Genomic DNA, 23,990 nt, shown 5'->3' with positions numbered 1-23,990 from the left:
CGGGCAGGGGAATTGACATGAACATGATGACGCGCGTCGGCTCCCAGGGGGAGCTGCGCCGCCAGTCTCAGGTCACCCGCGGCCTCGGGTCCGATTTTGTGGCTTCGGTCCTGGAAGCGGGCGATCGCCAGTTGCACCGTGCGCCCCGGACCGCCGCGCTGATCGACGGCTGGCCCGCAGATCCGTCGGCGGCTGCGCTGGCGATGCGATTCAACGCTGCGCTGCACGCGTTGGCCCGACGCGGCGATGTCGCGGACCTGAGCGCGCTCTATCAACGCGACCATGATGATTTCGACCGTGCGATCGGGACGGCCCTGGCGACGCATGACCGGTTCATCGTCGGCTGGATGCACGCCCCGACCCAGACCAACGAGGTGGCGCGCGCCGCCGGCTTCGCGGCGGCGCTGATGGCGCTGCGCGTGCGTACCGAAATGCCGGTGGAATTGCTGGAAATCGGGTCGAGCTGCGGCCTCAATCTCAACCTCGCGCGCTACCGTTACGCGCTGGGCGACCTGGTTGCGGGCGCCCTTGATTCACCGGTGCGGATCGCGCCGCAGTGGCGCGGGATCAACCCCGTGGCGGCACCGATCGAGGTGGTCGCGGCCCGCGGCGTCGATCTCAATCCGCTTGATGCGCAGGATCGCGCGGCGCGTGAGCGCCTGTTGTCGTTCGTCTGGGCCGATCAACCGCGCCGGATCGAGCGGCTCAAGGCCGCCCTGCGGATCGCGCGGGCGCATCCGCCCACGCTGATGCGCGGCGACGCGACCGCGTGGCTTCCCGACCAGCTTGCCCGGCCTCAGGCCGATGGCGTGTGCCGGGTCGTGTTCCATTCGATGGTGCTGCAATATCTTGACCCTGCCGCGCGCAATTCGGTGATCGACGCGATCCATGCTGCGGGCGCGCGCGCGCATGCTGCACGGCCGCTCGCCTGGCTGAGCCTGGAATGGACGCCCGGGCGCGAGCGCGTCGAACTCGCGCTGACCTGCTGGCCCGACGGCGCGCGGCGCGTGCTCGCGACCTGTCATCCCTATGGCGAATGGTTCGACTGGCACGGCTGACCCATTGCCCGATGCCGCGCAGCATCTCCGCTCTTGCGCCGTCCATGGTTTACCGCTTAGGTAGCGCTAACATAGGCGCGGATGGACCGCGCCAGGGGAGAGGAGAGTCGGGTGACTCAGACATCGGGGGCGCAGGCCAATACCGGCCTGGTTTTCGCCATCGTCGCAGTGGCGACGATCGGCGGATTGCTATTCGGATATGACAGCGGCGCCGTGAACGGCACTCAGGATGGCCTGAAGTCGGCCTTCACCCTCAACGATACCAGCCTGGGCTTTACCGTCGGCTCGTTGCTGATCGGTTGCTTCATTGGTGCCTTCTTCGCCGGTACGCTGGCGGACAAGATGGGGCGCCGCAACGTGATGCGCCTCGCCGCGATCCTCTTCCTCATCGGCGCGCTGGTGCAGGGCTTTGCGCATGACCAGACGATCTTCGTCATCGCGCGGATCGTCGGCGGCATGGCCGTGGGTGCGGCATCCGTGCTGTCGCCCGCCTACATCTCCGAAGTCGCCCCGGCCAATATTCGCGGGCGCATGACGACGGTGCAGCAGGTGATGATCATCACCGGCCTGACCGCCGCGTTCGTGGTGAACTACTACCTCGCCCAGGCGGCGGGTTCGTCGCTCGCGCTGTTCTGGGCGGATATCGAAGCGTGGCGCTGGATGTACCTGATGCAGGCACTCCCCGCTGCGGTGTTCCTGGTCGCGCTGTTCTTCATACCCGAAAGCCCGCGCTACCTCGTCGCCAAGGGCCGCGATGCGGAGGCGCTGACCGTGCTGACCAGCCTGTTCGGCACCGACGCCGGCACGGCGAAACTGGGCGAGATCAAGGCGAGTTTCTCGACCGACCATAATCCGCGCCTCAGCGACATCTTGTCGAAGGGCAAGGGCGGGTTTCTCGGCATCCGCAGCATCGTGTGGGTGGGCATCATGCTGGCGGTGTTCCAGCAGCTCGTCGGGATCAACGTGATCTTCTATTATGGTGCGACCCTGTGGCAGCTGGCCGGCTTTACCGAGCAGGACTCGCTGATGATCAACATCGTGTCGGGCGTCGTCTCGATCGCGGCGTGCTTCATCACCATCGCGGTGATCGACAAGATCGGGCGCAAGCCGCTGTTGCTGATCGGCTCGGCCGGCATGGCGGTGACGCTGTTCGTCATGGTCTTCGCGTTCAGCCAGGCTTCGCTCGACGCCAGCGGCAAGCTGGTGCTGTCGACGCAGCTCGGCATGATCGCGGTGGTCGCGGCCAACCTCTACGTCATCTTCTTCAATGTCAGCTGGGGCCCGGTGATGTGGGTGATGCTGGGCGAGATGTTCCCGAACCAAATCCGCGGATCGGCGCTCGCGGTTGCCGGCTTCTTCCAGTGGTTCGCCAACTATCTGATCGCCCAGACCTTTCCGGCGATGGCGACATGGAGCCTGGCGGGGGCCTACACCTTCTACGCGGTCTGCGCGGTGATCAGCTTCTTCCTGGTCCAGCGTTTCGTGAAGGAGACCAAGGGCCGCGAGCTTGAGGACATGGAAGGCTGATCGGGCCGACCATCAAGAGGGGGCAGGGGCGGGAGGCAACTCCCGCCCCTTCTTTTTGATGAAGCGGCATCGACCCCCACCAATCCTCCCACTGGAGGGGAGGATTGAGAGGGCGGCCCGCAATCTGCGGATTCACGCCGCGCAATGCTGCCGGATATACTCCGCATGATCCGGCATATAGTCGACCGATCTGGCGACCGCGCCGGCGATATGCGCCAGCCGGTCGCGCGTTTCGGCCAGCGACAGCAGTTCGGCGACTGGATCGTGGCGGCCCCAGCGCATCCCCTGGCCCACCATCACCGCGAACCAGCTGGTGTCGTTGAACAGCTCCTCATGCTCGCGGAAGCAGCGGCCGGAGCTTTCGAACACGCGGATCTTTTCCGCCAGCCGTTCGGGAATCGGCATCGTCCGGCAATAGTCCCAGAATGGCGAATCGGTGCGGTCGGTCGCGCAATAATGGAGGATCAGGAAGTCGCGGATCAGCTCGCTCTCCTCGACCATCAGCCGGTTGTAGCGCGCGCGTTCGGCTTCCGCGAAGGTCGCATCCGGGAAGTTCGACAACAGCCGCGCGATCCCGGTCTGGATCATCCAGATGCTGGTCGACTCCAGCGGCTCCATGAAACCGGCAGACAGCCCGATCGACACGCAATTGGCGTCCCAGAAGCGTTCGCGATGGCCGGTGGTGAAGCGGATGAAGCGCGGATCGGCCAGCGCCTCGCCATCGAGATTGCCGAGCAGCGTCGCCGCCGCCTCGTCATCGCTCATATAGTCGCTGCAATAGACCATGCCGTTGCCCGTGCGATGCTGCAGCGGGATGCGCCATTGCCAGCCGGCCTTGCGCGCGGTCGATCGGGTGAACGGCGTCAGCCCGCCCGGGACCGACGCGCACGGCACCGCAACCGCGCGGTTGCACGGCAACTGCGCCGACCAGTCGACATAGGGGACGCCGAGCGTCTTGCCGATCAGCAGTCCGCCAAAGCCCGAGCAGTCGATGAACAGCTCACCCGCCACCCGCTCACCCGATTCGAGCGCGACGGCGGCGATGTGGCCGCTCTTACCGTCGCGTTCGACATCGACGATCCGGCCCTCGATCCGCTTCACGCCCATCTTCTCGGCGAGCTCACGCAGATAGAGCGCATAGAGGCCGGCATCGAAATGATAGGCATAGGCGATGCCGGACAGCGGTGAGTTGCCGGCATCGATCGGCGGCATGAAGCGATTGGCGCGCGCCGCGCTCGCCATCAGCGAAAAGGCATCGACATTGGCGAATTGCGGTTCATGCGCTAGGCGTTGCCAATAGGCGTGAAAGGACACGCCCTCCATGTCGATCCCATATTTCCCGAACGGGTGGAAATAGCGCCGGCCAAGGCCGCCCCAGTCGACAAACTCGATGCCCAGCTTGAAACTGCCCTTGGTCCGCCGGACGAAATCATTCTCGTCGATGCCGAGCAGTCGGTTGAACGTGCCGATCTGGGGGATGGTCGCTTCGCCAACCCCGACCGTGCCGATCGCGTCCGACTCGACCAGCGTGATCGTCGCATAATCGGGGCCGAGAATGCGCGCCATCGCTGCAGCGGTCATCCACCCCGCAGTGCCGCCGCCCACGATCACGATCGACCGGATTCGTTCCGCCACGCTGCTTTTCCTCCCCGAAAATCGCCGTGCAGCATCGCTGCAACAATCGCGTCATTTTCTTTGTGGTAGCGTACAACATCTCTTGCCGAAAGCTGTGGATTCGCTTAAGACGATTAAATGTTAGCGCTACCTCAAGGGGCGCGGCAGGGCAGAAGGGCCGCCAAGGCTCTCGAACGAGGAGGGGATGGATGTCGAATTGGCGGAAGCATGTGCGCGCCGAAGGTCGCGCCGCATGGGGTCTCGGAGTATCGACCGCTGCGCTGATGACAGCGCTGGCAGTGCCGACGGCAGCGTGGGCGCAGGAAACACCGGCGGCCGAAGAGGCGACCGATCCGGATACCGTGGTGGTCACGGGGTTCCGTGAATCGCTGCAAAGCGCACAGCAGCGCAAGCGGACGTCGGACACGATCGTCGATTCGGTCACGGCCGAGGATATCGGCGCGCTGCCCGACCGCTCGGTCACCGAAACGCTTCAGCGCATCCCCGGCATCTCCATCAACCGCTTCGCGGCTGGTGTCGATCCCGATCACTTTTCGGTCGAAGGTTCGGGCGTCGTCGTGCGCGGCCTGACTTATGTCCGCTCCGAGTTCAACGGGCGCGAAGCGTTCACCGCCAATAACGGCCGCGCGCTGAGCTTTGCGGACGTGCCGTCCGAACTGCTCGGCGGCGTCGACGTATTCAAGAGCCCGTCGGCCGATCGGGTCGAGGGGGGCATCGCCGGTGTCGTCAACTTGCGCACCCGCCTGCCGTTCGACAAGAAGGGCTTCGTGCTCGCGGGGTCGCTCGAGCTCAACTATTCGGATTTCGTCAAACAGGCGTCGCCGACCGCCGCGCTGGTGGTCAGCAACACCTGGGATACCGGCATCGGTGAAATCGGCCTGTTGGGAAGTGTGTCCTATTCGCAGCTCTTCTCGCGCGCGGACCGTTTCCAGGTGTCGAGCTTCCGCGTCCGCCCGATCTATTCGGACGGCACGCGCACCGACGTGGTCCCGTTCGGCACCGCGACGCAACGCGGCAGCGGCTTGTTCCCGCGCGGCGCAGTGATCGGCACGCAGGAGTTCGAACGTCGCCGCTTCGGCTATGCTGCGGCCGCCCAGTGGCGCAGCAATGACCGTCGTGCCGAGGCAACCTTCCAGTTCTTGCGGTCCGACGCGCGTCAGGCGTGGACCGAGCACACGATCGAAATCGCGACCGATAACGTCGAATCGAACGGCGACTCGCGCGCCCGTGACGGCACGTCGATCAACTTCGATTCCTCGGGCCTGTTCGAAAGTGGCGTCATTACCGGACCAACCGGCTGGCGCGATGATCAGAATACGGCGGGCAATATCCGCACACCGGCATTCGGGTTGCAGTCGAACAATATCCGCCGCGATCACGACGAGCGCGCGGTAACCGACGATTACGCGTTCAACTTCCGCTATCAGGCCACCGATAATTTCAGCGTCAGCGTGGATTATCAGCATGTCGACTCATTCGTCGACATCATGGACAATGGCTTGTGGACATCATCCTATCAGGATGTCGGAATCCGGCTGAACGGAAGCAATCTGCCGATTGTCGATTTCCGTGGGCCGCAAAATTGCCCGACGCTTCCGTGCACCGGTGCGCCGGGTGGCTCGGCTGATTATCCGGCCTATTATACCGGCACGAACAACAGCTTCGCATCGCCCTTCAATAGCTTCTATCGCTCGGCGATGGATCATATTGAGGCAAGCACGGGTAATTCCGATGCGTTCCGTCTCGACGCTGAACTGTCTTTCCCGGAGGACAGCTTCTTCAAGTCCGTGCGTGTAGGCGGTCGCTATGCCGATCGCGATCAGGTCGCGCGTTTCTCGACCTATAACTGGGGGCGTCTGAGCGAACAGTGGGGCAATGGCGGGCCAGTGTGGCTGGACGACCCGGTCGATAATGTCCAGGGCGGCAACGGCGGTGCGCCGCTTCAGGGCTATCAGCAATTCTGCTTCAGCGATTTCTTCCGCAATTCGGTCAGCAATCCGCTGAACGGTCAGTGTCGTCCCTTCTACAACAGCAACACGACCACGCCGTCGGGCTATCTGGCCTATATCGACTATGCGAACCGCATCAACCGCGAGTGGGAACCCACCACTACGGGCGCAGGCGGGCGCGTAATCAACGGCGGCTGGCGTTCACTGGCAGATCGTCCCAACGCGATCGCGGGTACTCCGTTTACGCCGGGTGAAATCAACCCGCAGCAGGAGGTCAACAAGGCGGCGTACGTCATGCTGCGGTTCGGCAACGAATTCGGCAACGGCATGAATTTGAGTGGCAATGTCGGGGTGCGCTACACCACAACCAACCGCAAGTCTGAAGGCTTTGTCGAATTCCCGTTCCCGACGGATTTGCCGACCAACGCAACCTGTCAGGAATCGATCAATAACGTTCTTTCGGGTGCAGGGGCTACGGTCAACGCGCTGTGCGCACTGTCGCCCGCTCAGCTGACGCAGATCACCAATTATCTGAACGGCGCGGTCGTCGCTAACAACTTCGACCTTGATTATGACTATTGGCTGCCCAGCCTTAACCTGAAGCTCGAAGTCGGCGGCGGTCTGCAGTTCCGTGCTGCCTATTCGAAGGGCGTTGCGCCGCCGTCGCTGGGCCTGGTCCGCAACTATTTTCCTGTAGGTGTGACGGCACGGCCACGGGTTGATGCGAACGGCAATCAGATCCCCGTCGTGATCACCCCTGTCGCGCCAGGCACCGGATCCTATGGTTCCGATGGCGTGATTGCTCCGGGTCAGGTGCAGATCCAGGGGACGTTCAACGCTGGCAATCCGGAATTGCTGCCGACCGAAGCCGACAGCTTCGACATTACTGCGGAATGGTATTTCTCGCGGGTCGGCCAGTTGACGGCGTCGCTGTTCTACAAGGAACTGCGCAATGTGCTGACCAACAGCACCGTGCGTCGTACCTTTAGTAACAATGGCGAGACGTTCGAGGCGGTCGTGACCACTCCGATCAACTCGCCGGATGTTGGCAAGATCAAGGGCTTCGAGATCGCCTATCAACAGGTGTTCGACTTCCTGCCCGGCCCGCTCAAGGGTCTCGGCCTTCAGGCCAACTACACCTACGTCGCGAGCGAGGGTGTGCCGCAGAGCACCTTGTCGGAAACCGACCCGGACGTGGCGGCGGGCCGTCAGCCGACGATCACCGGCTCGAACTTCCCGCTTCAGGGGCTGTCGGAGCACCAGTTCAACATCACCCCGTTCATCGATATCGGGCCGGTGTCGGCGCGTGCATCCTATAGCTGGCGTTCGCAATATCTGCTGACGCTGCGCGACGTGATCACGCCGTTCGATCCGATCTTCCAGGAGGATTACGGGCAGCTCGACGCGTCGATCACGATCTCGGTCAGCGACCAGCTGAAGATCGGCATCCAGGGGGTGAACCTGACCAACTCGATCACCAAAACGAGTGCGGCGGTGACCGATCAGAATGGCGATATCCGGCTCGTCCCGCGCGGCTGGTATGTCAACGATCGCCGTGTCACCGGCATGATCCGCTTCAACTTCTAAGGGTCAATCTTCCCAACCTCCCCGCCGTCGCCTCTCCCCGGGGCGGCGGCATTCTTTTGTCTGCTGGAAATAGGTGCGTCCGACCCAAAAAAAGAGCTGCGCAGCATCGCGCTGCGCAGCTCTTTCTGGTCGTTCGCCGATGGGCGCGGCGCAGCCGCGCCGCCCGTCAGGCGATTGCAGTGGCCTCGCCAAACAGCCGCTCGAGCTCATGTCGCATGGGCTTGGAGCGAAAGCTGCTGTCATAGGGACAACAGCGCTGCGGCAGCCCGTCCTTGCGCGGGGCGAACCCCTGCAGCCAGCTATACTTGTCGACCATGCCCCAGGCGAGCACATCGCGTAGCTGCGGGTAGGACAGCATCAGCTCCATATAGGCGCGAAGATACGCCACGACGCCCGCATCGCGCAGCGCCGGATCGCCTGGCAGGGCGTTGTCCTTGACGTCCAGCTCGGTGATGACGAGTCGATAGCCCATGCCCACCGCCTCATCGATGAACTTGCGCCATTCGCGTTCCTGACGCGGGCCAAGCCCGGTGGCGGGATCGAGCGTGAACATCTCGATATGGCTCTGGATGCCCAGCGCATCGACCGGCACGTTGCGCTTGCGGAATCCCTCGAGCAGCCTGAGCACGCCGGCACGGTGCTTCTCGTTGCCCGGCTCCCAGCTCATATAGTCGTTATAGACCAGCTCGGCGTTCGGCATCTCCGCGCGCGCGGTGTGGAAGGCGAGGTCGAGCACCGGCTCGACGCCGCCCATCGCCTTCGACAGCGAGGTTTCGACCAGCCCAGACGTCTCGGGATCGACCGCCTCGTTGACGACGTCCCAGCTGGAGATCGAGTCCTTGTAGCGGCGCATCACCGTCTGGATGTGGTCGGTCAGGATCTTCTCCGCCGCTGCCTTGGGTGACGATCCGAAATTGTAATCGTTGAGCCAGTTCGGAAACCATTTCGGCCGCGCCCACAGCAAGGTGTGGCCGCGCACGTCGAGCTTCTTGCTGCGCGCCCAGGCGACCATCGCGTCGAACCGCTCGAAGCGATATTCGGTGGGCGAGGGGCGCAGCGCCTGCCACTTCATCTCGTTCTCGGCGACGATCACGCTGCATTCGCGCTCCACGACTTCGGCATAGGCGGGATTGTTGAACGACGCGGCATCGGCGCCTGGCGGTGCCCAGGCAACGGCAGTGCCGAACCGCCGCCCCTTGCGCTGCGCCACCGCGTCGATGCCGGGCGGCGGAATGCTGGCACCGGCCGCAGTGGCGGCGACGAGCGGAAGCGCGGCGATGCCGGCGAGTGTCTGGCGGCGGGTCGGGTTCATCGGGACTCCTTGGATTGATCAGCTGTGGATCGTGGCAGGGCTCAGACGATCGTCAGCAAGGTCGATTTGAGCGACGCGGAGCTGTTGCCGACGCGAAGTTCGACCTCGCCCGCTTCGACGATCTCGCGCATGTTCGCGTCCCAGATCGCAAAGGTCTCCGCCGGCAGGTCGAAGCGGACGGTGCGCGCCTCGCCGGGCTGGAGCGTCACCCGCTCAAAACCCTTGAGCTGCAGAACCGGCTGGGTGACCGAAGCCGTGCGGCGGCTGATGTACAGCTGCACCACCTCATCGCCCGCGCGCTTGCCGGTGTTGCGCACCGTGACCGTCACGCTGACGCTGTCGTCACGCCGCATGATCGCGGTGGACAGCCTGGGCTCACCAAGTTCGAACTGGGTGTAGCTCAGCCCATGGCCGAACGGGAACAGGGGCGACTTGTCGGCGAACAGGTAGCCGCGGCGCGCCGACGGCTTGTGGTTGTAGAAGGACGGGATCTGGCCCGCATCGCGGATCACGGTGACCGGCAGCTTCGCGCCCGGATTGACCCGGCCGAACAGCGCCTCCGCCATCGCGGTGCCCCCTTCCTGTCCCGGATACCAGCATTCGAGCACCGCGTTCGCCCTGCTCACCACGTTCGGCCAGCTTGGCGGACGCCCGTTGATCGCTGCGATCACCAACGGCTTGCCCAGCGCCGCCATCGCCGCGACCAGCTCATTCTGCTCGCCGACGATATCGACGCTGGTGCGATCGCCGAGATGGGTCTTGGCAAAGCCCTCGCGGCTGGTCTGTTCGGTATCGCCGATCGCCAGCACGATCGCGTCGGCGTCCCGCGCGACCTCGACCGCCCGGGCGATCAGCTGGCGGTTCTTCGCCGGATCGGCGAGCAGCACTTCGTCCGCCGACCGGTCCTCGCTCTGTGTGATGAACACGCCCTGCGCAGTGATCAATTCGACCGTGTCGCCGACCAGCGCACGCAGTCCCTCGATCAGGCTGACGGTCTGCTTGGGCACGCTCGAATAGCCGCCCAGCCGCGCGATCGCGTGGTTGGGGCCGATCACCGCGAGCTTGCGGACCTTGCCCTCGGCAAAGGGCAGCGTCCCGTCATTGGTGAGCAGGCACAGCGTCTTGCGTGCCGCCTCCAGCGCCAGCGCGCGCGCTTCTGCGTTACCCGTGATCCGCTCGGCCAGCGCGGCGTCGCCATAGGGGTTTTCGAACAGGCCGGCGCGGAATTTGAAGCTGAGCATGCGTGCGACCGCGCGGTCGATCGCGCTCACCGCGACCTTGCCCGCGCGCACCTGATCGACCAGCGTGCGATACGCCATGCCGTCGGGCAACTCGCTGTCGACGCCCGCCGCCAGCGCCAGCCGCGCGGTTTCCTCCAGATTCGCCGCGACATGGTGGATGCTGTCCAGTTCGTTGACCGCACCGTAATCGCTGGAAATCAGTCCATCGAAGCCCCATTCGCCGCGCAATATGTCGCCCAGCAACCAGGTGTTGGCATGGCTGGGAACGCCGTCGATCTCGTTATAGCTCGGCATCACCGCGCCGATCGACGTGCGCTTCACGATCTCGCGGAACGGCGGGAAGAAATATTCGCGCAGCTCGCGCTCGGACAATTGCGCGGGGCCGACATTGACCCCGCTTTCGGGCTGGCCATGCCCGGTCATGTGTTTGAGGGTCGCATAGACCTTGCCGTCGGCGAGCCGGTCGAACTTGCCCGGTCCCTGCAACCCCTCGACCGCTGCAACGCCCAGTTCGGCGACGAGATACGGGCATTCGCCGAACGTCTCCTCGATCCGCCCCCATCGGGGATCGCGCACGATGTCGACCACTGGGGAAAGGACATAGGGGACACCGCGCGCCCGCGTTTCCCGTGCGATGACCGACTGGACGCGCCGCATCAGATCGCGGTCAAACGCCCCCGCCAGGCCGATCGCCTGTGGGAACATCGTCGCTTCGGTCGCCATATAGCCGTGCAGCGATTCTTCGTGGAACAGCACCGGGATGCCGAGCCGCGTGTCATTCAGCGCCCAGCGCTGCATCGCGTTGATGAACGCGACCGTCTCGCGCGGGGTGCGCCAGCGCGCGGCGGTGCCGCCGGCCGCGCCGGTAATCCCCGGCACGCCGCGCTTGTCCGACGGGCGAGTGACATGGCCGACGCCATTGGGATAGGCCGCCGACGCCTTCTTCGCGTTGAAGTCGAGGCCGTCCATGACCTCGTCCTTGCGCGCCCAGATCGCGATCATCTGGCCGACCTTTTCGTCCAGCGTCATCCGGCCGAGCAGGTCGGCGACGCGCGCGGGGATCGGCGCGCGTGCATCCTTGTAGAGCGGCGCGGCGAGCGCGTGCGCGGCGGGGGCCAGCGCAACGCCACCGGCCGCGACCGACGCACCGGCCAGCAAACGAAGCGCGGCGCGCCGCTTCACGGCGTCACCGCGAGCGTGACGGTCTGAAGCGTCGCGGAATCGGCGCCGGTCATGATGTCGAACTCACCCGGTTCGATCACCCGCTTCATGTCGATATTCCACATCTGGAACGCGTCGGGCCCAAGGGTGAGCTTCACCGTGCGCGTCTCGCCGGGCTTGAGCGTGACGCGCCGGAACGCCTTCAGCTCCTTGATCGGGCGGGTCACCGACGCGACCTTGTCGCGAACATAGACCTGCACCACCTCGTCGCCTTCGCGCGCGCCGGCATTGGTCACATCGACCAGCACGTCGACGCTGGCGCCCGCCTTGACCGACGGGGCGGACAGGCGCGGCGCGGACAAGGTGAAGCGCGTGTAGCTGAGCCCGTAGCCGAACGGATAGAGCGGCTTGGTCGTGTCGAACAGGTAACCGCGCTGTGCGCTCGGCTTGACGTTATAGACCATCGGTAGCTGGCCGACATGGCGCGCGACCGTCACCGGCAGCTTGCCGCCCGGATTGACGCGGCCGAACAGCGCGTCGGCGATGGCATGGCCCTGCTGCTCGCCCGCATACCAGGTTTCGAGGATCGCATCGGCCTGCTCGGCGATCTTGGGATAGGATGGCGGGCGGCCGTTGACGAGGACGACGACCAGCTTCTTGCCCAGCTTTTTCATCGCGTCGAACAGCTCCTGCTGCTCACCGACCAGGTCGAGGCTGGCGCGGTCGCCCAGATGCGCGTCGGCCCATGCTTCGCGGCTGGTCTGCTCGGTATCGCCGATGAACAACAGGATCGTGTCCGCCCCGCGCGCGGTTTCGACGGCCTGGGCGATGCGCTTGCGGTTCTCGGCCGGGTCGGCGAGCTTGACCTCATCCGCCCACCAATCGTCATTCTCGGTGATCTTGACGCCCTCGGCATGGACGATCTTCGCCTTGTCGCCGACTAGCGCGCGGATGCCCTGCAGCGGGGTCACTTTCTCGGGCGGGATGCCATAATAGCCGCCGAGCCGCGCGACGTCGGAATTGGGGCCGATCACCGCGATCGTCTGCTGCGTGTCGAGCGACAGCGGCAGCGCCGCGCCTTCATTCTTGAGCAGCACGAACGACTTGGCCGCCGCCTTGCGTGCCAGCGCGACCGATTCCGGGCTGTGGTTGATCTTTGTATCGGCGAGCTTCGCGTAGGGGTTTTCGAACAGTCCGGCGCGGAACTTGATGCTCAGCATGCGTGACGTGGCGGTATCGATCGCGCTCTGGCTGACCTCGCCCTTGCGCACCGCGTCGAGCAACGTTGAATAGGCGGTGGCGTTGGGCAGTTCGCTATCGACGCCCGCGGCGAGCGCGCGCTTGGCGGCATCGGCATTCGACACGGCGATGCGGTGGATGCCAACCATCTGCTCGATCGCATAATAGTCGCTCACCACCGCGCCGGGGAATTTCCATTCGCCGCGCAGCACGTCGCCGAGCAGCCATTTATTGGCATGGCTCGGCACGCCGTCGATCTCGTTATAGCTCGCCATCACCGCCTCGACCCCGGTGCGGGTGACGACAGCTTCGAACGGCGGGAAAAACACTTCGCGCAGCGTGCGCTCGGCGATCGGCGCCGGGCCGATATTGGTGCCGCTTTCGGGCTGGCCATGGCCGGTCATGTGCTTGAGCGTCGCGAACACCTTGCCCGGGCCGAGCACGCGCGCGCGGTTAGTGCCCTGTAGCCCCTCGACCGCGGCGACGCCCATTTCGGAGACGAGGTGCGGATCTTCGCCGAACGTCTCCTCGATCCGGCCCCAGCGCGGGTCGCGCGCGACATCGACGACGGGGGAGAGGACGAGGTGGACACCGCGCGCGCGAACCTCGCGAGCGATCGCGGCGTTGATGTCGCGGATCAGATCGGGGTCCCAGGTCGACGCCAGGCCGATCGACTGCGGATAGCTGGTCGCGTCCTGTGCCGCGAGCCCGTGCAGCGCCTCCTCATGGAACAGCACAGGGATGCCCAGGCGCGTATCCTCAACCGCCCATTTCTGGACCGCGTTCACATAGGCGATGCTGTCGGCGATACTGCGCGGCGGCGTGACGCGCGGCGAGACAGGCCCCTTGCGGTCGGACGGGCGCGCGAGCTGGCCCAGCCCATGCGGATGCTTGGCTTTGGCCTTGGCCGGATCGAACCGGTCCTGTGCGTCCTGAATCTCGACCTTGGTATCCCAGACCGATGTGATCTGGGCGATCTTTTCCTCCAGCGTCATGCGTGCGAGCAGGTCCGCGACGCGCGCCTCCAGCGGCAGCTTGGCATTGCGATAGGGCGCGTCCGCCGGTGGGCGCTGCGAAGTCTCCTGCGCGGCGGTCGTCGCCGGGACCGCGGGTGTGTTGGCCATCACGGCGGGCGTTGCCGATACGCTCGCCAGCAACAGGGCGACCCAAGCCTTTCGCATCCTCATTCTCCTGAATCGAACCGCAAAACGGTCTTTATTGTTAGCGCTACCATGATATGAGGTCGTCAATCTTGTCAACCCGCGCCAGACCCGGAATCGGGCGGCGGGCCACGAAGGGGACGAGGATGGTGATCGCGCGGCTTTGTGCCCTGTTGCTGCTTGCGCTGTCGTTCGCGACGGGCGGCGGGGCGCGTGCGGAGGATGGCTATCGCCTGTGGCTACGCAACGCGCCGGTCGGCCATGCTGCGCAGCATGGTCGCCCCACCGTCACGCTGATCGGGAGCGATTCGCCGACCGCGCGGCTGGCGCGCGACGAGTTGCAGCAGGCGCTGACCGAACTGCGCATCGCATCGCGATCCGCGATCACCCTCCGCAAGCGCGCGCGCGCGGGTGAGCGCGATGGCGCGTTTCGCATCGATGGAGCGACAATCACCTCCGCAAGCGATTCCGGCCTGCTCTATGGCAGCTTCGCGCTGCTGCGCGAACTGGGACAGGGCAAGGCACTCGGCGCGATCCGACTGGACGAAAGCCCCGCTTACACGCTGCGCATGCTCAACCATTGGGACGATCCCGACGGGCATGTCGAACGCGGCTATGCCGGACGGTCGATCTTCGACTGGTGGCATCTGCCCGGCCATGTCGATGCGCGGATGACTGATTATGCGCGCGCCAATGCCTCGGTCGGGATCAACGGCGTCGTCGTCAACAACGTCAATGCCCGCGCGATGATGCTGGAGCCGCGCTACATCGCCAAGGTCAAGGCGCTGGCCGACACGTTCCGGCCCTGGGGTATCCGCGTCTATGTCTCGGCTCGCTTCTCCGCGCCGCGCGACATTGGCGGGCTCGCGACGGCGGACCCCCTCGACCCCGCCGTGCGCGCCTGGTGGAAGGCGAAGGCCGACGAGATTTACGCCGCGATCCCCGATTTCGGCGGCTTCCTGGTCAAGGCCAATTCCGAAGGCCAGCCCGGCCCGCAGGATTATGGCCGCAGCCATGCCGATGGCGCCAACATGCTGGCCGCAGCGATCGGCGATCGCGGCACGGTGATCTGGCGCGCCTTCGTCTATGCAGCCGAGAACAAGGAGGATCGTGCCAAGCAGGCGTTCACCGAATTCCAGCCGCTCGACGGCAAGTTCGCGCCGAATGTGGTGGTGCAGGTCAAGAACGGACCGATCGACTTCCAGCCGCGCGAGCCGTTCCACCCGCTGTTCGGCGCGATGCCGAAGACGCGGCTGAGCCTGGAGCTGCAGATTACCAAGGAATATCTCGGCTTCGCTTCGCACCTGGCGTTCTTGGCCCCGTTGTTCGAGGAGGTGCTCGATGCCGATACCGGGCGCAGCGGCAGCGTCGCGCGGACGGTCAGCATGATCGCCGGCGTTGCCAATACCGGAAGCGACCGCAACTGGACCGGATCGCATTTCGATCAGGCCAACTGGTATGCCTTTGGCCGCCTCGCCTGGGATCCGAGCCTGCCGAGCGCACGGATCGCGCGCGAATGGGCGGCGCTGACCTTCAGCCTCGATCCTGCGTTTCTGGGTGCTGTGGTGCCGATGATGCTGGGCAGCCGCGCGGCGGTAGTCGATTACATGACTCCGCTTGGCCTGGCGCACCTCATGGGCACCGGCCATCATTACGGCCCCGCGCCCTGGGTGTCCGATCTCGCCCGGCCTGAGTGGAATCCGGTCTATTATCACCGCGCCGACCGTGACGGGATCGGGTTCGACCGGACCCCGACGGGGAGCGACGCGCTGGCGCAATATGCAGCCGATGTTGCGCAGCGCCTCTTGGCGGACGAGGAACTGCTGCTGTGGTTCCGCCGCGTGCCGTGGGACTATCGGCTCGGCAATGGACGGACCCTGTGGGAGGAACTTTCGCGCCGTTACGACCGTGGCGTCGCGGCGGTCGATCGGATGCGGGTGACATGGGCGACGCTCAAACCGCATGTCGATGCGCAGCGCCACCGCGCAGTCGCCGATTTTCTCGAAATTCAGCGGGACGAGGCACAATGGTGGCGCGACGCCAGCCTCGCCTATTGGTCGGCTAAGTCCGGTCGCGCGCTCCCCGCCGGTCACGCTGTGCCCGCGCACCCGCTCGCCTGGTACCAGGCGCAACGCTTTCCCGAGGCCCCCGGCGAATGATTGCGCTCCCAATTCAGGTGACGCTGCGCTTGCTGCAACCGGCAAACGGGGCGTATGTGCCGTGATCATGGCCTCTCCCGCACCTGCCAAGCCCCGCTCGTCCCGCCGTCGTGGTGGCGCTCCCACCATCGCCGATGTCGCTGCGGAGGCGCATTGCTCGCCGATGACGGTCAGCCGCGTGATCAAAGGCGAGGGAAATGTGCGCGAGAATACGCGTGAACAGGTGCTGGCGGCGATCGCCAAGCTCAATTTCGCGCCAAATCGCGCTGCGCGCAGCCTGGCTGGCGGGGAGCAGCTGCGCATCGCGCTGATGTTCGACAACCCCTCGGCATCCTATCTCAGCGAGTTTCTGATGGGCGCGCTGGAGGAGGCGAGCCGCGCCGACATCCACCTCGTCGTGCAGAATTGCGAGAATATCGCGGAAGCCAAATCGCTGGTCCATCATCTGATCGACGGCGGGATCAAGGGCTTCATTCTCCCGCCGCCGCTGTGCGACGACCAGAGCGTGCTCGACCTGATCACCGATGCCGGGGCCGTTGCGATCGCGGTCGGGCCGGGCAAGGCGAGCGGGTCGCACGCCGCGGTGCTGATCGACGATTTCCAGGCGGCGTACGACATGACGCGGCACATCATCGACCTTGGCCATAGCCGTATCGGCTTCATCATCGGCAACCCCGAACAGGTGTCGAGCGGCCGCCGCCTCAACGGCTACAAGGCTGCGCTCGAAGCCGCCGGGATCCCGATCCGCGAGGAACTGATCGCGCAGGGGCGCTTCACCTATCGCTCGGGCATGCAGGCGTCGGAGCGGCTGATCTCGGTCGATCCGCGCCCGACCGCGATCTTCGCATCGAACGACGACATGGCCGCCGCAACCGTCGCGGTCGCACACCGGCTGCACCTCGACGTGCCCAACGACATTACCGTGTGCGGCTTCGACGATACCGCGATGGCGAGCACGATCTGGCCCGAACTGACCACGATCCGTCAGCCGATCCGCGGCATGACGGCATGGGCGGTGTCGGCGGCGGTGCGCTTCCTCAAGGCCAAGCGCAACGGCGAGCCGCTCGAGGTCGAACAGAAGACCTTGCCCTATACGTTGGTGCGTCGCGATTCGGATTCCGCGCCGACTCTTGCCCGCCGCGCCTCTCCCAAACGGAGCCCCAATGCCTGACGATACACCCGTGCGGCTGCGGTCGCGCGACTGGTTCGACAATCCCGAACGCTGGGACATGACCGCGCTCTACCTTGAGCGGTTCATGAACTATGGCGTCACGCCCGAAGAGCTGCAGTCGGGCAAGCCGATCATCGGCATCGCGCAATCGGGCAGCGACCTGTCCCCATGCAACCGCATCCATCTCGACCTGGCGAAGCGCGTGCGCGACGGCATTCGAGATGCGGGAGGCATCCCGATCGAGTTTCCGGTCCATCCGATCTTCGAAAATTGCCGCCGGCCTACGGCAGCGCTCGACCGCAACCTCGCCTATCTCGGCCTGGTCGAACTGCTCAACGGCTATCCGATCGACGGGGTCGTGCTGACCACCGGCTGCGACAAGACGACGCCGAGCCAGGTGATGGCGGCGACCACGGTCGACATCCCCGCGATCGTCCTGTCGGGCGGACCGATGCTCGATGGCTGGCATGAGGGCGAGCTGGTCGGTTCCGGCACCGTAATCTGGCGCAGCCGCCGCGCGCTGGCGGCGGGCGAGATCGATGAGGCCGAGTTCCTGCGCCGCGCAACCAGTAGCGCGCCCTCGGCCGGGCATTGCAATTCGATGGGCACGGCATCGACGATGAACGCGGTCGCCGAAGCACTTGGCCTGTCGCTCACCGGCTGCGCGGCGATCCCGGCACCCTATCGCGAGCGCGGGCAGATCGCCTATCGCACCGGCCAGCGGATCGTCGAAATGGTGCGCGCCGACCTGCGCCCGTCGCAGATCCTGACGCGCGAAGCGTTCCTCAACGCCATTGCCACCGTCACCGTGTGCGGCGGATCGTCCAATGCCCAGCCGCACATCGTCGCGATGGCGCGCCATGCCGGCCTCGAGCTGGAGCCTGAGGTCTGGTACGATCACGGCTACCATTTGCCGCTGCTGGTCAACATGCAGCCGGCGGGCAAGTATCTCGGCGAGCGCTTCCACCGCGCCGGCGGCGTGCCCGCGGCGATGTGGGAATTGCTGCAGGCGGGGAAGCTGCACGGCGACTGCCTGACCGTTACCGGGCGGACGATCGCAGAGAATCTTGCCGGCACCGAAAGCAACGACCGCGAAGTGATCCGTCCGTTTGCCGATCCGCTGCAGGAGAATGCCGGCTTCCTGGTGCTCAGCGGCAATCTGTTCGACTTCGCGATCATGAAGACGTCGGTGATCTCGCCCGAATTCCGCCGTCGCTATCTCTCGCGGCCGGGCGCCGAAAATGTGTTCGAGGCGCGCGCGATTGTGTTCGACGGGTCGGACGATTATCACCACCGCATCAACGATCCCAACCTGAACATCGACGCCGACTGCATCCTCGTGATGCGCTCGGCGGGCGTGCTCGGCTGGCCGGGTTCTGCGGAAGTCGTGAACATGCAGCCGCCCGATGCGCTGATCCGCGCTGGCGTGAACTGGCTGCCCACGCTCGGGGACGGACGTCAGTCGGGAACGTCGGACAGCCCGTCGATCCTCAACGCCTCGCCCGAAAGTGCGGCGGGCGGCGGGCTGGCGTGGCTGCGCACGGGGGACACGATCCGCATCGACCTCAACACCCGCCGCTGTGACATGCTGGTCGAACCGGACGAGATCGAGCGGCGCAAGGGCGACGGATTGCCCGAAGTTCCGGCGAGCAACACGCCATGGGAACAGCTCGCGCGCGAAAAGACCGGGCAACTGGGCGAGGGCGCGGTGCTGGAGTTCGCGCTGGAATATCGCCAGACGTCAAAGACGCTTCCGCGGCATAATCATTGAGGGCTGGCCAATCCTCCCCCTGGCGGGGGAGGATCGTCTTGCTACTCCACCACCAGCTCGAACGAGGTCGGCGTCATGTTCGCCGCGTCATAGAGATTGACCGCCGGCGTATCCGCCCAGGCATAGCGCACCCGCGTCACCGGCTGGCCATCGCCCTTCACGCGAACGCTGCTGCCCTCGACAATCGCCGCAGAAAAGCGGCAGCTCTGCGCGCACAGTTCGAACCCGATCGGCGCGCCGCTCCAACCCACCAACGCACCCTCGACGCCGCTGAACGACACCACCACATCGCCGCCGTCGCGCCGCGCCGACACCGCCTGCGGTCCCGGCTTGCCCAGCGCTGCGCGCGCGAGGCGCTTGCCCAGCTCATTCTTGTCGCCGGGGTGGATGTCGGTCCGCGATCCCAGGTCGATCGCCGAGACCAGCGCCGTCCCCGGCGTCGCCGCGACCGCGCGCCGCTGCTCATCGCGCAGCCGACCCCAGCCACTCTCGACCGGCGCGCTCGCCGGCGCGCCATAGTCGGCGAGGCCTACGACCAGCACCTGCAGCGCGGGATCGCCCGACTGGCGGCGATAGCCGTCGATCAGGCCGCGCAGCCACACATCATAACCGGTCTGCCCGGTATCGCTCTCGCCCTGATACCAGGCGACGCCGCGCAGCCCGATCCCGCCCAACGGCGCGACCATCGCATTGCCGATCAATCCCAGCCCGGCGATATTGTCCCATGGCGGACGCGGCGGCGTGCCCTTGGCCGCCGAAATCCAGTAGCGCCACTGATCGCCCAGCGGGATGCTCGATCCATCGGATAGGGTCAGCTTCAGCCGCTCGGCCGGACCCATGAAGCCGCCGGTGCCATAGCTATTCCACACCGCGACCACGACCTCGTTCGCCCCGGCCTTCCAGTAATGCCCCGGCACCTTGTAATCGCGCGGGTTGGACCAACCGAAGCTGTTGCCGACCGGCTTGCCGTTCACGAACGCCTGATCGCCATCGTCGATGATGCCGAGCGACACCGTCGCGCCGCCGCGCGCCTGCTCCGCCGTCAGCGTGACGGTGCGGCGGAACCACACCCAGCCGGTAAAGCCGCGCAGTGCGGGCTCGTTCAGGCTGTCCCACGGTCCAACGCCCGCAACCGGCGACCATGTGACCGCGTCGGGCGTGCGCCACGGTTCGACCTTGTCCTGCGTCCGCCACCAGTCGATCCAGCGCGGCGCAAATGCGGTGTTCGCGGCCAGCGGATCGCGGTCATAGGTTTCGAGCAAAGCGGCATCCTGCGCCCCATAGATGCTGCGCGTCGCAACCGGATCGAGCCACGCGCGGATCGCGGTGCCGCCCCAGGTCGCATCGATCAGGCCGATCGCGACGCCCGGCTCAGCCTTGCGCAGTTCGCGCGCCATGTACCAGCAGGCGGCGGAGAATTCGGGCGCGGTATCGCGCGTCGATGCCTGCCAACTGGCCGGCTCGACAAATCGGCGCTGGGGTCGCGCAGACGTCGCCTTGGGCACGGTCAGCAGGCGCAGCATCGGGTCGGCGGCGCTGTTCATCTGATTGTCGAAATCGAGCGCGCGGCGCACCGGCAATTCCATGTTGGACTGGCCCGAGCAGAGCCAGACATCACCGACCATCACCCCGTTCGCCGCGATCGCGGCATCCAGCGTCGCGGCGCGCAGTTGATAAGGCCCGCCCGCCTTCATCGCCGGGAAGGTCGCGCGCCACTGGCCGTCCTTGCCCGCCTTGGCCTGCGCGATCGTGTCGCCCAGCGTGACGGTGAGGGACAGGCCGGGTGCGGCTTCGCCTTCGACGATGATCGGCTTGTCACGCTGCAGTACGCCATGGTCGCCGATGGCGGGAGCGAAGCTCAACTGCGCTGCGGCGGGGAGGGGAGCGAGCACGGTTGCGCCGAGCAGCACCGCTGCAAACTTCATGCGATATGCACCTGTGCCAGGGGGTGGCCGGGAACGCTGGCCTCGAACGCGAACAGGTCGCCGGCATGCGGCTGGGCGGCGCGTTCTGCGGCGCTCAGTCCCTTGGCGGCGGTGGTGGCATAGAGCGTCGTCAGCCCGTCGCCGCCGAACGCCAGCTTGGTGACATTGGCGACGGGCAGGCGAATGAACTCGATCTCGCGACCGGTCGGATCGAAACGGCGCGCACCATGTCCGGCGAAAAAGCCGACCCAGACATTCCCCTCCGCATCGGTGATCGACCCGTCGGGATAGCCCTCATCCCCGGTGAAGCTCAGGAAAGGCTGGACCGCGCCCAGCGATCCGTCGTCATGCAGCGGCGCGACCCAGATGCGCCGCCCGATCGTGTCGGTGAAATAGATGCGGTCGCCTGCGGGCGACACCGCCGGGCCGTTGGTGATGCTCACCGGGCCGGGGCCAACTCGGTCCAGCTGCCCGGCATCGAGGCGGTAGAAATGGCCGCTCGCTGCGGCTTCGCTATTGTCCATCGACCCGAACCACACGCGCCCCTGCGCGTCGGTGCAGGCATCGTTGAGGCGGTTGCCGGGTAGCGCCGGCTCGACCACGCGCCAGAAGGTGAAGGTGCGCGTGTCGGGGTCGAACCAGTGAAGCCCGCTCTGCAATCCGCACAGCAATCGGCCATTCTCGGCGGGCAGCGCCCAGCCAATCTCGCCCGGCGCATCCGCGCTGGTCAGCGCACCAGACGCGGGGTCGAAGCGGTGGAGCTTCTTCCCCTTTATATCGACGAACCACAGGCAGCCGCGCTGCGCATCCCACACCGGGCCTTCGCCCAGCGTCGCGCCAAGGCGCGCGGCTACCCGCACTTCGTCTATCGCCATCCGGCATCCACCCAATAGTTATGCGCGGTGCACATGCGGGCGTCGTCGGAGGCGAGGAAGGTCGCCATCGCGGCAATGTCCGCGGGCTGGATCCGGCCCTTCAGCGCCTGTGCCGCGACGATCTCCGCCTCGCCCTCGGGCGTGTACCATTTCTCCTGGCGCGGCGTCTGGACGTTGCCGGGGACGATGGTGCAGGCGCGAATGCCGTGCAGGCCGAGTTCGCGCGCCAGGCTGCGGGTCAGCCCTTCGATCGCCGCCTTGGCGGTCTGGTACAGCGTCAGGTCGGGCAGGCCGAGATGCCAGCTGATCGACCCGAAATTGATGATGACGCCGTGACCGGCTTCCTTCATCCCCGGGATCACCGCCTGCGCGGCGAAGAACAAATGGCGCAGATTGACCGCCATCCGCTCGTCCCAATAGGCTGGGGTCACCTCCTCGATCCCGTGCCGGTCGTCGCTGGCGGCATTGTTGAGCAGCACGTCGACCGCGCCACGCTCCGCAATGATCGCACCGAGGCACGACTGCAGCGCGGCGACATCGGTCAGGTCGCAATGCGCGAACTGCGGTGCATGGACTGCGCCCGGTGTCAGCCGCGCGCTCAACGCTTCGCCTGCGGCGGTCTGAACGTCGACGAACGTGACGCGCGCGCCCTGCGCCACGAACGCTTCGACCAACCCCTCGCCGATCCCCGACGCGCCGCCGGTGATCAGGATATGCTTGTCACGCAGGCTGGGATAGATGGCGCGCATCGTGGCCGCTCCGCTCGACTTCTGCAGCAACCCTCAATCCCCCGAATAGACCGTTTTGACGGTCGTGTAGAATTCAACCGCAGCGAACCCTTGCTCGCGCGCGCCATAGCTCGACTTGCGGGTGCCCCCGAACGGCACATGATAATCGACGCCTGCGGTGGGCAGGTTGACCATCACCATGCCGGCGCGGATGCGCTTGCGGAAATCGCGCGCATATTTGTGGCTGGTGGTGACGATGCCCGACGACAGGCCGACCTCGCCCTGATTGGCGATCTCCAGCGCGTGCTCGTAATCCTTGGCGCGGACGGTCGAGACGACGGGACCGAACACTTCCTCGCGGTTGATCGTCATGTCGGGATCGGTGTCGGCGATCAGCGTCGGCGCCATAAAATATCCCGGCGTGTCGAGCTTGAGCGGGTCCGGCCCGCCGCTGGCGACGCGGCCGCCTTCCTCGATCGCCTTGCGGACATAGCGGAGATTCTGTTCGAACTGGCTTTCGCTCGATGCCGGGCCGACCTGGGTATCGGCGGCAAGCGCGGGGCCGACCTTCAGCCCCTTGGCGCGCTCGGCGAGTGCGGCGACGAAGCGGTCGTGGATTGCGTCCTCGACGATCACCCGGCTCGACGCGGTGCAGCGCTGCCCGGTCTGGAAGAACCCGCCGTCCAGCGCGATCGCCACCGCCTTGTCGAGGTCAGCGTCCGCCAGCACGACGAGCGGGTTCTTGCCGCCCATCTCCAACTGCACCCGCGCCTGCCGCATCATCGCGGCCATGCCGACCTTGGCGCCGACGCCCTGCGACCCGGTGAAGCTGATCGCGTCGACCTGCGGGTGGTCGACGATCGCCTGACCGACGCCGCCCTGACCCAGAACAAGGTTGAACACGCCCGCCGGCGCGCCGCACTCCTGGATGATGTCAGCGAGTGCACTCGCCATCGCTGGGGTCACATTGGCAGGCTTCATCACGACGGTGTTGCCAAAGGCGAGCGCCGGCGCGGCCTTCCATGCCGGAATCGCGATCGGGAAATTCCACGGGGTGATCAGTCCGACCACGCCCACCGCCTCGCGATAGGTCGCGACGTCGAGACCCGGCCGGGTCGATTCGAGCGTCAGGCCGTGGCGGCGCAGCGCTTCCCCGCCGAAATAACGGAAGATGCGCGCGGCGCGCATCACTTCGCCCATGCCCTCGGCGCGGGTCTTGCCCTCTTCGCGCGCGAGCAGTTCGCCAAGCTCGGCGGCGCGCGCCATGATCGTGGCGGCCACCTTGTCGAGCAGGTCGGCGCGCACCTCTGGCGAAGCGGCGGCCCAGCCCGGCTGCGCGGCGCGGGCGGCCTGCACCGCTTGATCGACCACCGCCGCATCGCCCGCTGCAAAGGTCGCGACGACTTCATCGGTGTTCGACGGGTTGCGGCTTTCCAGCGGAGTGTCGACCGCGACGCGCTCGCCATTGATCAGGTGGGTCAGCTTCATGATG

The 23,990-nt window shown here is 65.9% G+C and carries 14 protein-coding genes; 6 read left to right on the top strand and 8 right to left on the bottom strand.

Annotation, left to right across the window (positions count from 1 at the left end):
- Positions 1-17 precede the first annotated feature (17 nt).
- Both ACO05N_RS02700 and ACO05N_RS02695 read left to right on the top strand, forming a co-directional pair.
- The gene (locus ACO05N_RS02700) at positions 18-1,058 is read left to right on the top strand and encodes a DUF2332 domain-containing protein (protein ID WP_422055663.1); all 1,041 of its coding nucleotides are present in this window, start codon (positions 18-20) and stop codon (positions 1,056-1,058) included.
- Between the two features lie 81 nt (positions 1,059-1,139).
- Positions 1,140-2,585, top strand: a complete 1,446-nt coding sequence (locus tag ACO05N_RS02695) for a sugar porter family MFS transporter (protein WP_422055662.1) — start codon at positions 1,140-1,142, stop codon at positions 2,583-2,585.
- A 132-nt stretch (positions 2,586-2,717) separates the two neighbouring features.
- Here ACO05N_RS02695 and ACO05N_RS02690 read toward each other — a convergent pair whose 3' ends face one another.
- Positions 2,718-4,220, bottom strand: a complete 1,503-nt coding sequence (locus ACO05N_RS02690; RefSeq protein WP_422055661.1) for a tryptophan halogenase family protein — start codon at positions 4,218-4,220, stop codon at positions 2,718-2,720.
- Positions 4,221-4,408: 188 nt separating this feature from the next.
- On the opposite strand from ACO05N_RS02690, the gene ACO05N_RS02685 reads away from it, so the two are divergent.
- A complete protein-coding gene (locus ACO05N_RS02685) occupies positions 4,409-7,756 on the top strand; it encodes a TonB-dependent receptor (protein WP_422055660.1) in 3,348 nt (1,115 codons plus the stop codon).
- Between the two features lie 166 nt (positions 7,757-7,922).
- On the opposite strand, the gene ACO05N_RS02680 is transcribed toward ACO05N_RS02685, so the two are convergent.
- From ACO05N_RS02680 to ACO05N_RS02670, 3 genes are read right to left on the bottom strand one after another with little or no spacing between them, the layout of a single operon-like run.
- Positions 7,923-9,068, bottom strand: coding sequence for an endo-1,4-beta-xylanase (locus tag ACO05N_RS02680; RefSeq protein ID WP_422055659.1), 1,146 nt, complete (start codon positions 9,066-9,068; stop codon positions 7,923-7,925).
- Between the two features lie 41 nt (positions 9,069-9,109).
- Positions 9,110-11,491 (bottom strand): glycoside hydrolase family 3 N-terminal domain-containing protein, encoded by a 2,382-nt coding sequence (locus ACO05N_RS02675; RefSeq protein ID WP_422055658.1) that lies wholly within the window; start codon positions 11,489-11,491, stop codon positions 9,110-9,112.
- Positions 11,488-13,890: a glycoside hydrolase family 3 N-terminal domain-containing protein gene (locus ACO05N_RS02670; protein WP_422055657.1), complete on the bottom strand. Its 2,403-nt coding sequence runs from the start codon at positions 13,888-13,890 to the stop codon at positions 11,488-11,490. The genes ACO05N_RS02675 and ACO05N_RS02670 overlap by 4 nt, the downstream gene beginning before the upstream one ends.
- A gap of 125 nt (positions 13,891-14,015) precedes the next feature.
- Here ACO05N_RS02670 and ACO05N_RS02665 point away from each other — a divergent pair, with 125 nt between their 5' ends.
- The 3 genes from ACO05N_RS02665 to ACO05N_RS02655 all read left to right on the top strand — a co-directional run bounded on the left by ACO05N_RS02665 (position 14,016) and on the right by ACO05N_RS02655 (position 18,970).
- The gene (locus tag ACO05N_RS02665; protein WP_422055656.1) at positions 14,016-16,028 is read left to right on the top strand and encodes an alpha-glucuronidase; all 2,013 of its coding nucleotides are present in this window, start codon (positions 14,016-14,018) and stop codon (positions 16,026-16,028) included.
- Between the two features lie 67 nt (positions 16,029-16,095).
- Positions 16,096-17,199 carry a LacI family DNA-binding transcriptional regulator gene (locus ACO05N_RS02660; protein ID WP_422055655.1) on the top strand — a complete coding sequence of 368 codons (1,104 nt, stop codon included), beginning with the start codon at positions 16,096-16,098 and terminating at the stop codon, positions 17,197-17,199.
- On the top strand, positions 17,192-18,970 hold the full coding sequence (locus tag ACO05N_RS02655) for an IlvD/Edd family dehydratase (protein ID WP_422055653.1): 1,779 nt from the start codon (positions 17,192-17,194) through the stop codon (positions 18,968-18,970). Before ACO05N_RS02660 ends, ACO05N_RS02655 begins: the two co-directional genes overlap by 8 nt.
- A gap of 41 nt (positions 18,971-19,011) precedes the next feature.
- On the opposite strand, the gene ACO05N_RS02650 is transcribed toward ACO05N_RS02655, so the two are convergent.
- The 4 genes from ACO05N_RS02650 to ACO05N_RS02635 are packed head-to-tail and all read right to left on the bottom strand — an operon-like array spanning position 19,012 to position 23,986.
- A complete protein-coding gene (locus ACO05N_RS02650; protein WP_422055652.1) occupies positions 19,012-20,895 on the bottom strand; it encodes a sialate O-acetylesterase in 1,884 nt (627 codons plus the stop codon).
- A complete protein-coding gene (locus ACO05N_RS02645) occupies positions 20,892-21,770 on the bottom strand; it encodes an SMP-30/gluconolactonase/LRE family protein (RefSeq protein ID WP_422055651.1) in 879 nt (292 codons plus the stop codon). The genes ACO05N_RS02650 and ACO05N_RS02645 overlap by 4 nt, the downstream gene beginning before the upstream one ends.
- A complete protein-coding gene (locus ACO05N_RS02640; protein WP_422055650.1) occupies positions 21,761-22,519 on the bottom strand; it encodes an SDR family NAD(P)-dependent oxidoreductase in 759 nt (252 codons plus the stop codon). The genes ACO05N_RS02645 and ACO05N_RS02640 overlap by 10 nt, the downstream gene beginning before the upstream one ends.
- Positions 22,520-22,552: 33 nt before the next feature.
- Complete coding sequence (locus ACO05N_RS02635; protein ID WP_422055649.1) at positions 22,553-23,986, bottom strand: aldehyde dehydrogenase family protein; 1,434 nt, start codon at positions 23,984-23,986, stop codon at positions 22,553-22,555.
- Between the last annotated feature and the right edge of the window lie 4 nt (positions 23,987-23,990).

The organism is Sphingomonas sp. (genome assembly GCF_965227385.1).
Taxonomy (GTDB): Bacteria; Pseudomonadota; Alphaproteobacteria; order Sphingomonadales; family Sphingomonadaceae; genus Sphingomonas.
The sequence above is the reverse complement of the archived record's forward strand: the minus strand, read 5'-3'. Positions and strand labels throughout refer to the sequence as shown.

Coding starts and splice junctions, on each gene's coding strand:
- ACO05N_RS02700 (WP_422055663.1), top strand. CDS start 18: ATGAACATGATGACGCGCGTCGGCTCCCAGGGGGAGCTGCGCCGCCAG.
- ACO05N_RS02695 (WP_422055662.1), top strand. CDS start 1,140: ATGGACCGCGCCAGGGGAGAGGAGAGTCGGGTGACTCAGACATCGGGG.
- ACO05N_RS02685 (WP_422055660.1), top strand. CDS start 4,409: ATGTCGAATTGGCGGAAGCATGTGCGCGCCGAAGGTCGCGCCGCATGG.
- ACO05N_RS02680 (WP_422055659.1), bottom strand. CDS start 9,068: ATGAACCCGACCCGCCGCCAGACACTCGCCGGCATCGCCGCGCTTCCG.
- ACO05N_RS02670 (WP_422055657.1), bottom strand. CDS start 13,890: ATGCGAAAGGCTTGGGTCGCCCTGTTGCTGGCGAGCGTATCGGCAACG.
- ACO05N_RS02665 (WP_422055656.1), top strand. CDS start 14,016: ATGGTGATCGCGCGGCTTTGTGCCCTGTTGCTGCTTGCGCTGTCGTTC.
- ACO05N_RS02660 (WP_422055655.1), top strand. CDS start 16,096: ATGGCCTCTCCCGCACCTGCCAAGCCCCGCTCGTCCCGCCGTCGTGGT.
- ACO05N_RS02655 (WP_422055653.1), top strand. CDS start 17,192: ATGCCTGACGATACACCCGTGCGGCTGCGGTCGCGCGACTGGTTCGAC.
- ACO05N_RS02650 (WP_422055652.1), bottom strand. CDS start 20,895: ATGAAGTTTGCAGCGGTGCTGCTCGGCGCAACCGTGCTCGCTCCCCTC.
- ACO05N_RS02645 (WP_422055651.1), bottom strand. CDS start 21,770: ATGGCGATAGACGAAGTGCGGGTAGCCGCGCGCCTTGGCGCGACGCTG.
- ACO05N_RS02640 (WP_422055650.1), bottom strand. CDS start 22,519: ATGCGCGCCATCTATCCCAGCCTGCGTGACAAGCATATCCTGATCACC.
- ACO05N_RS02635 (WP_422055649.1), bottom strand. CDS start 23,986: ATGAAGCTGACCCACCTGATCAATGGCGAGCGCGTCGCGGTCGACACT.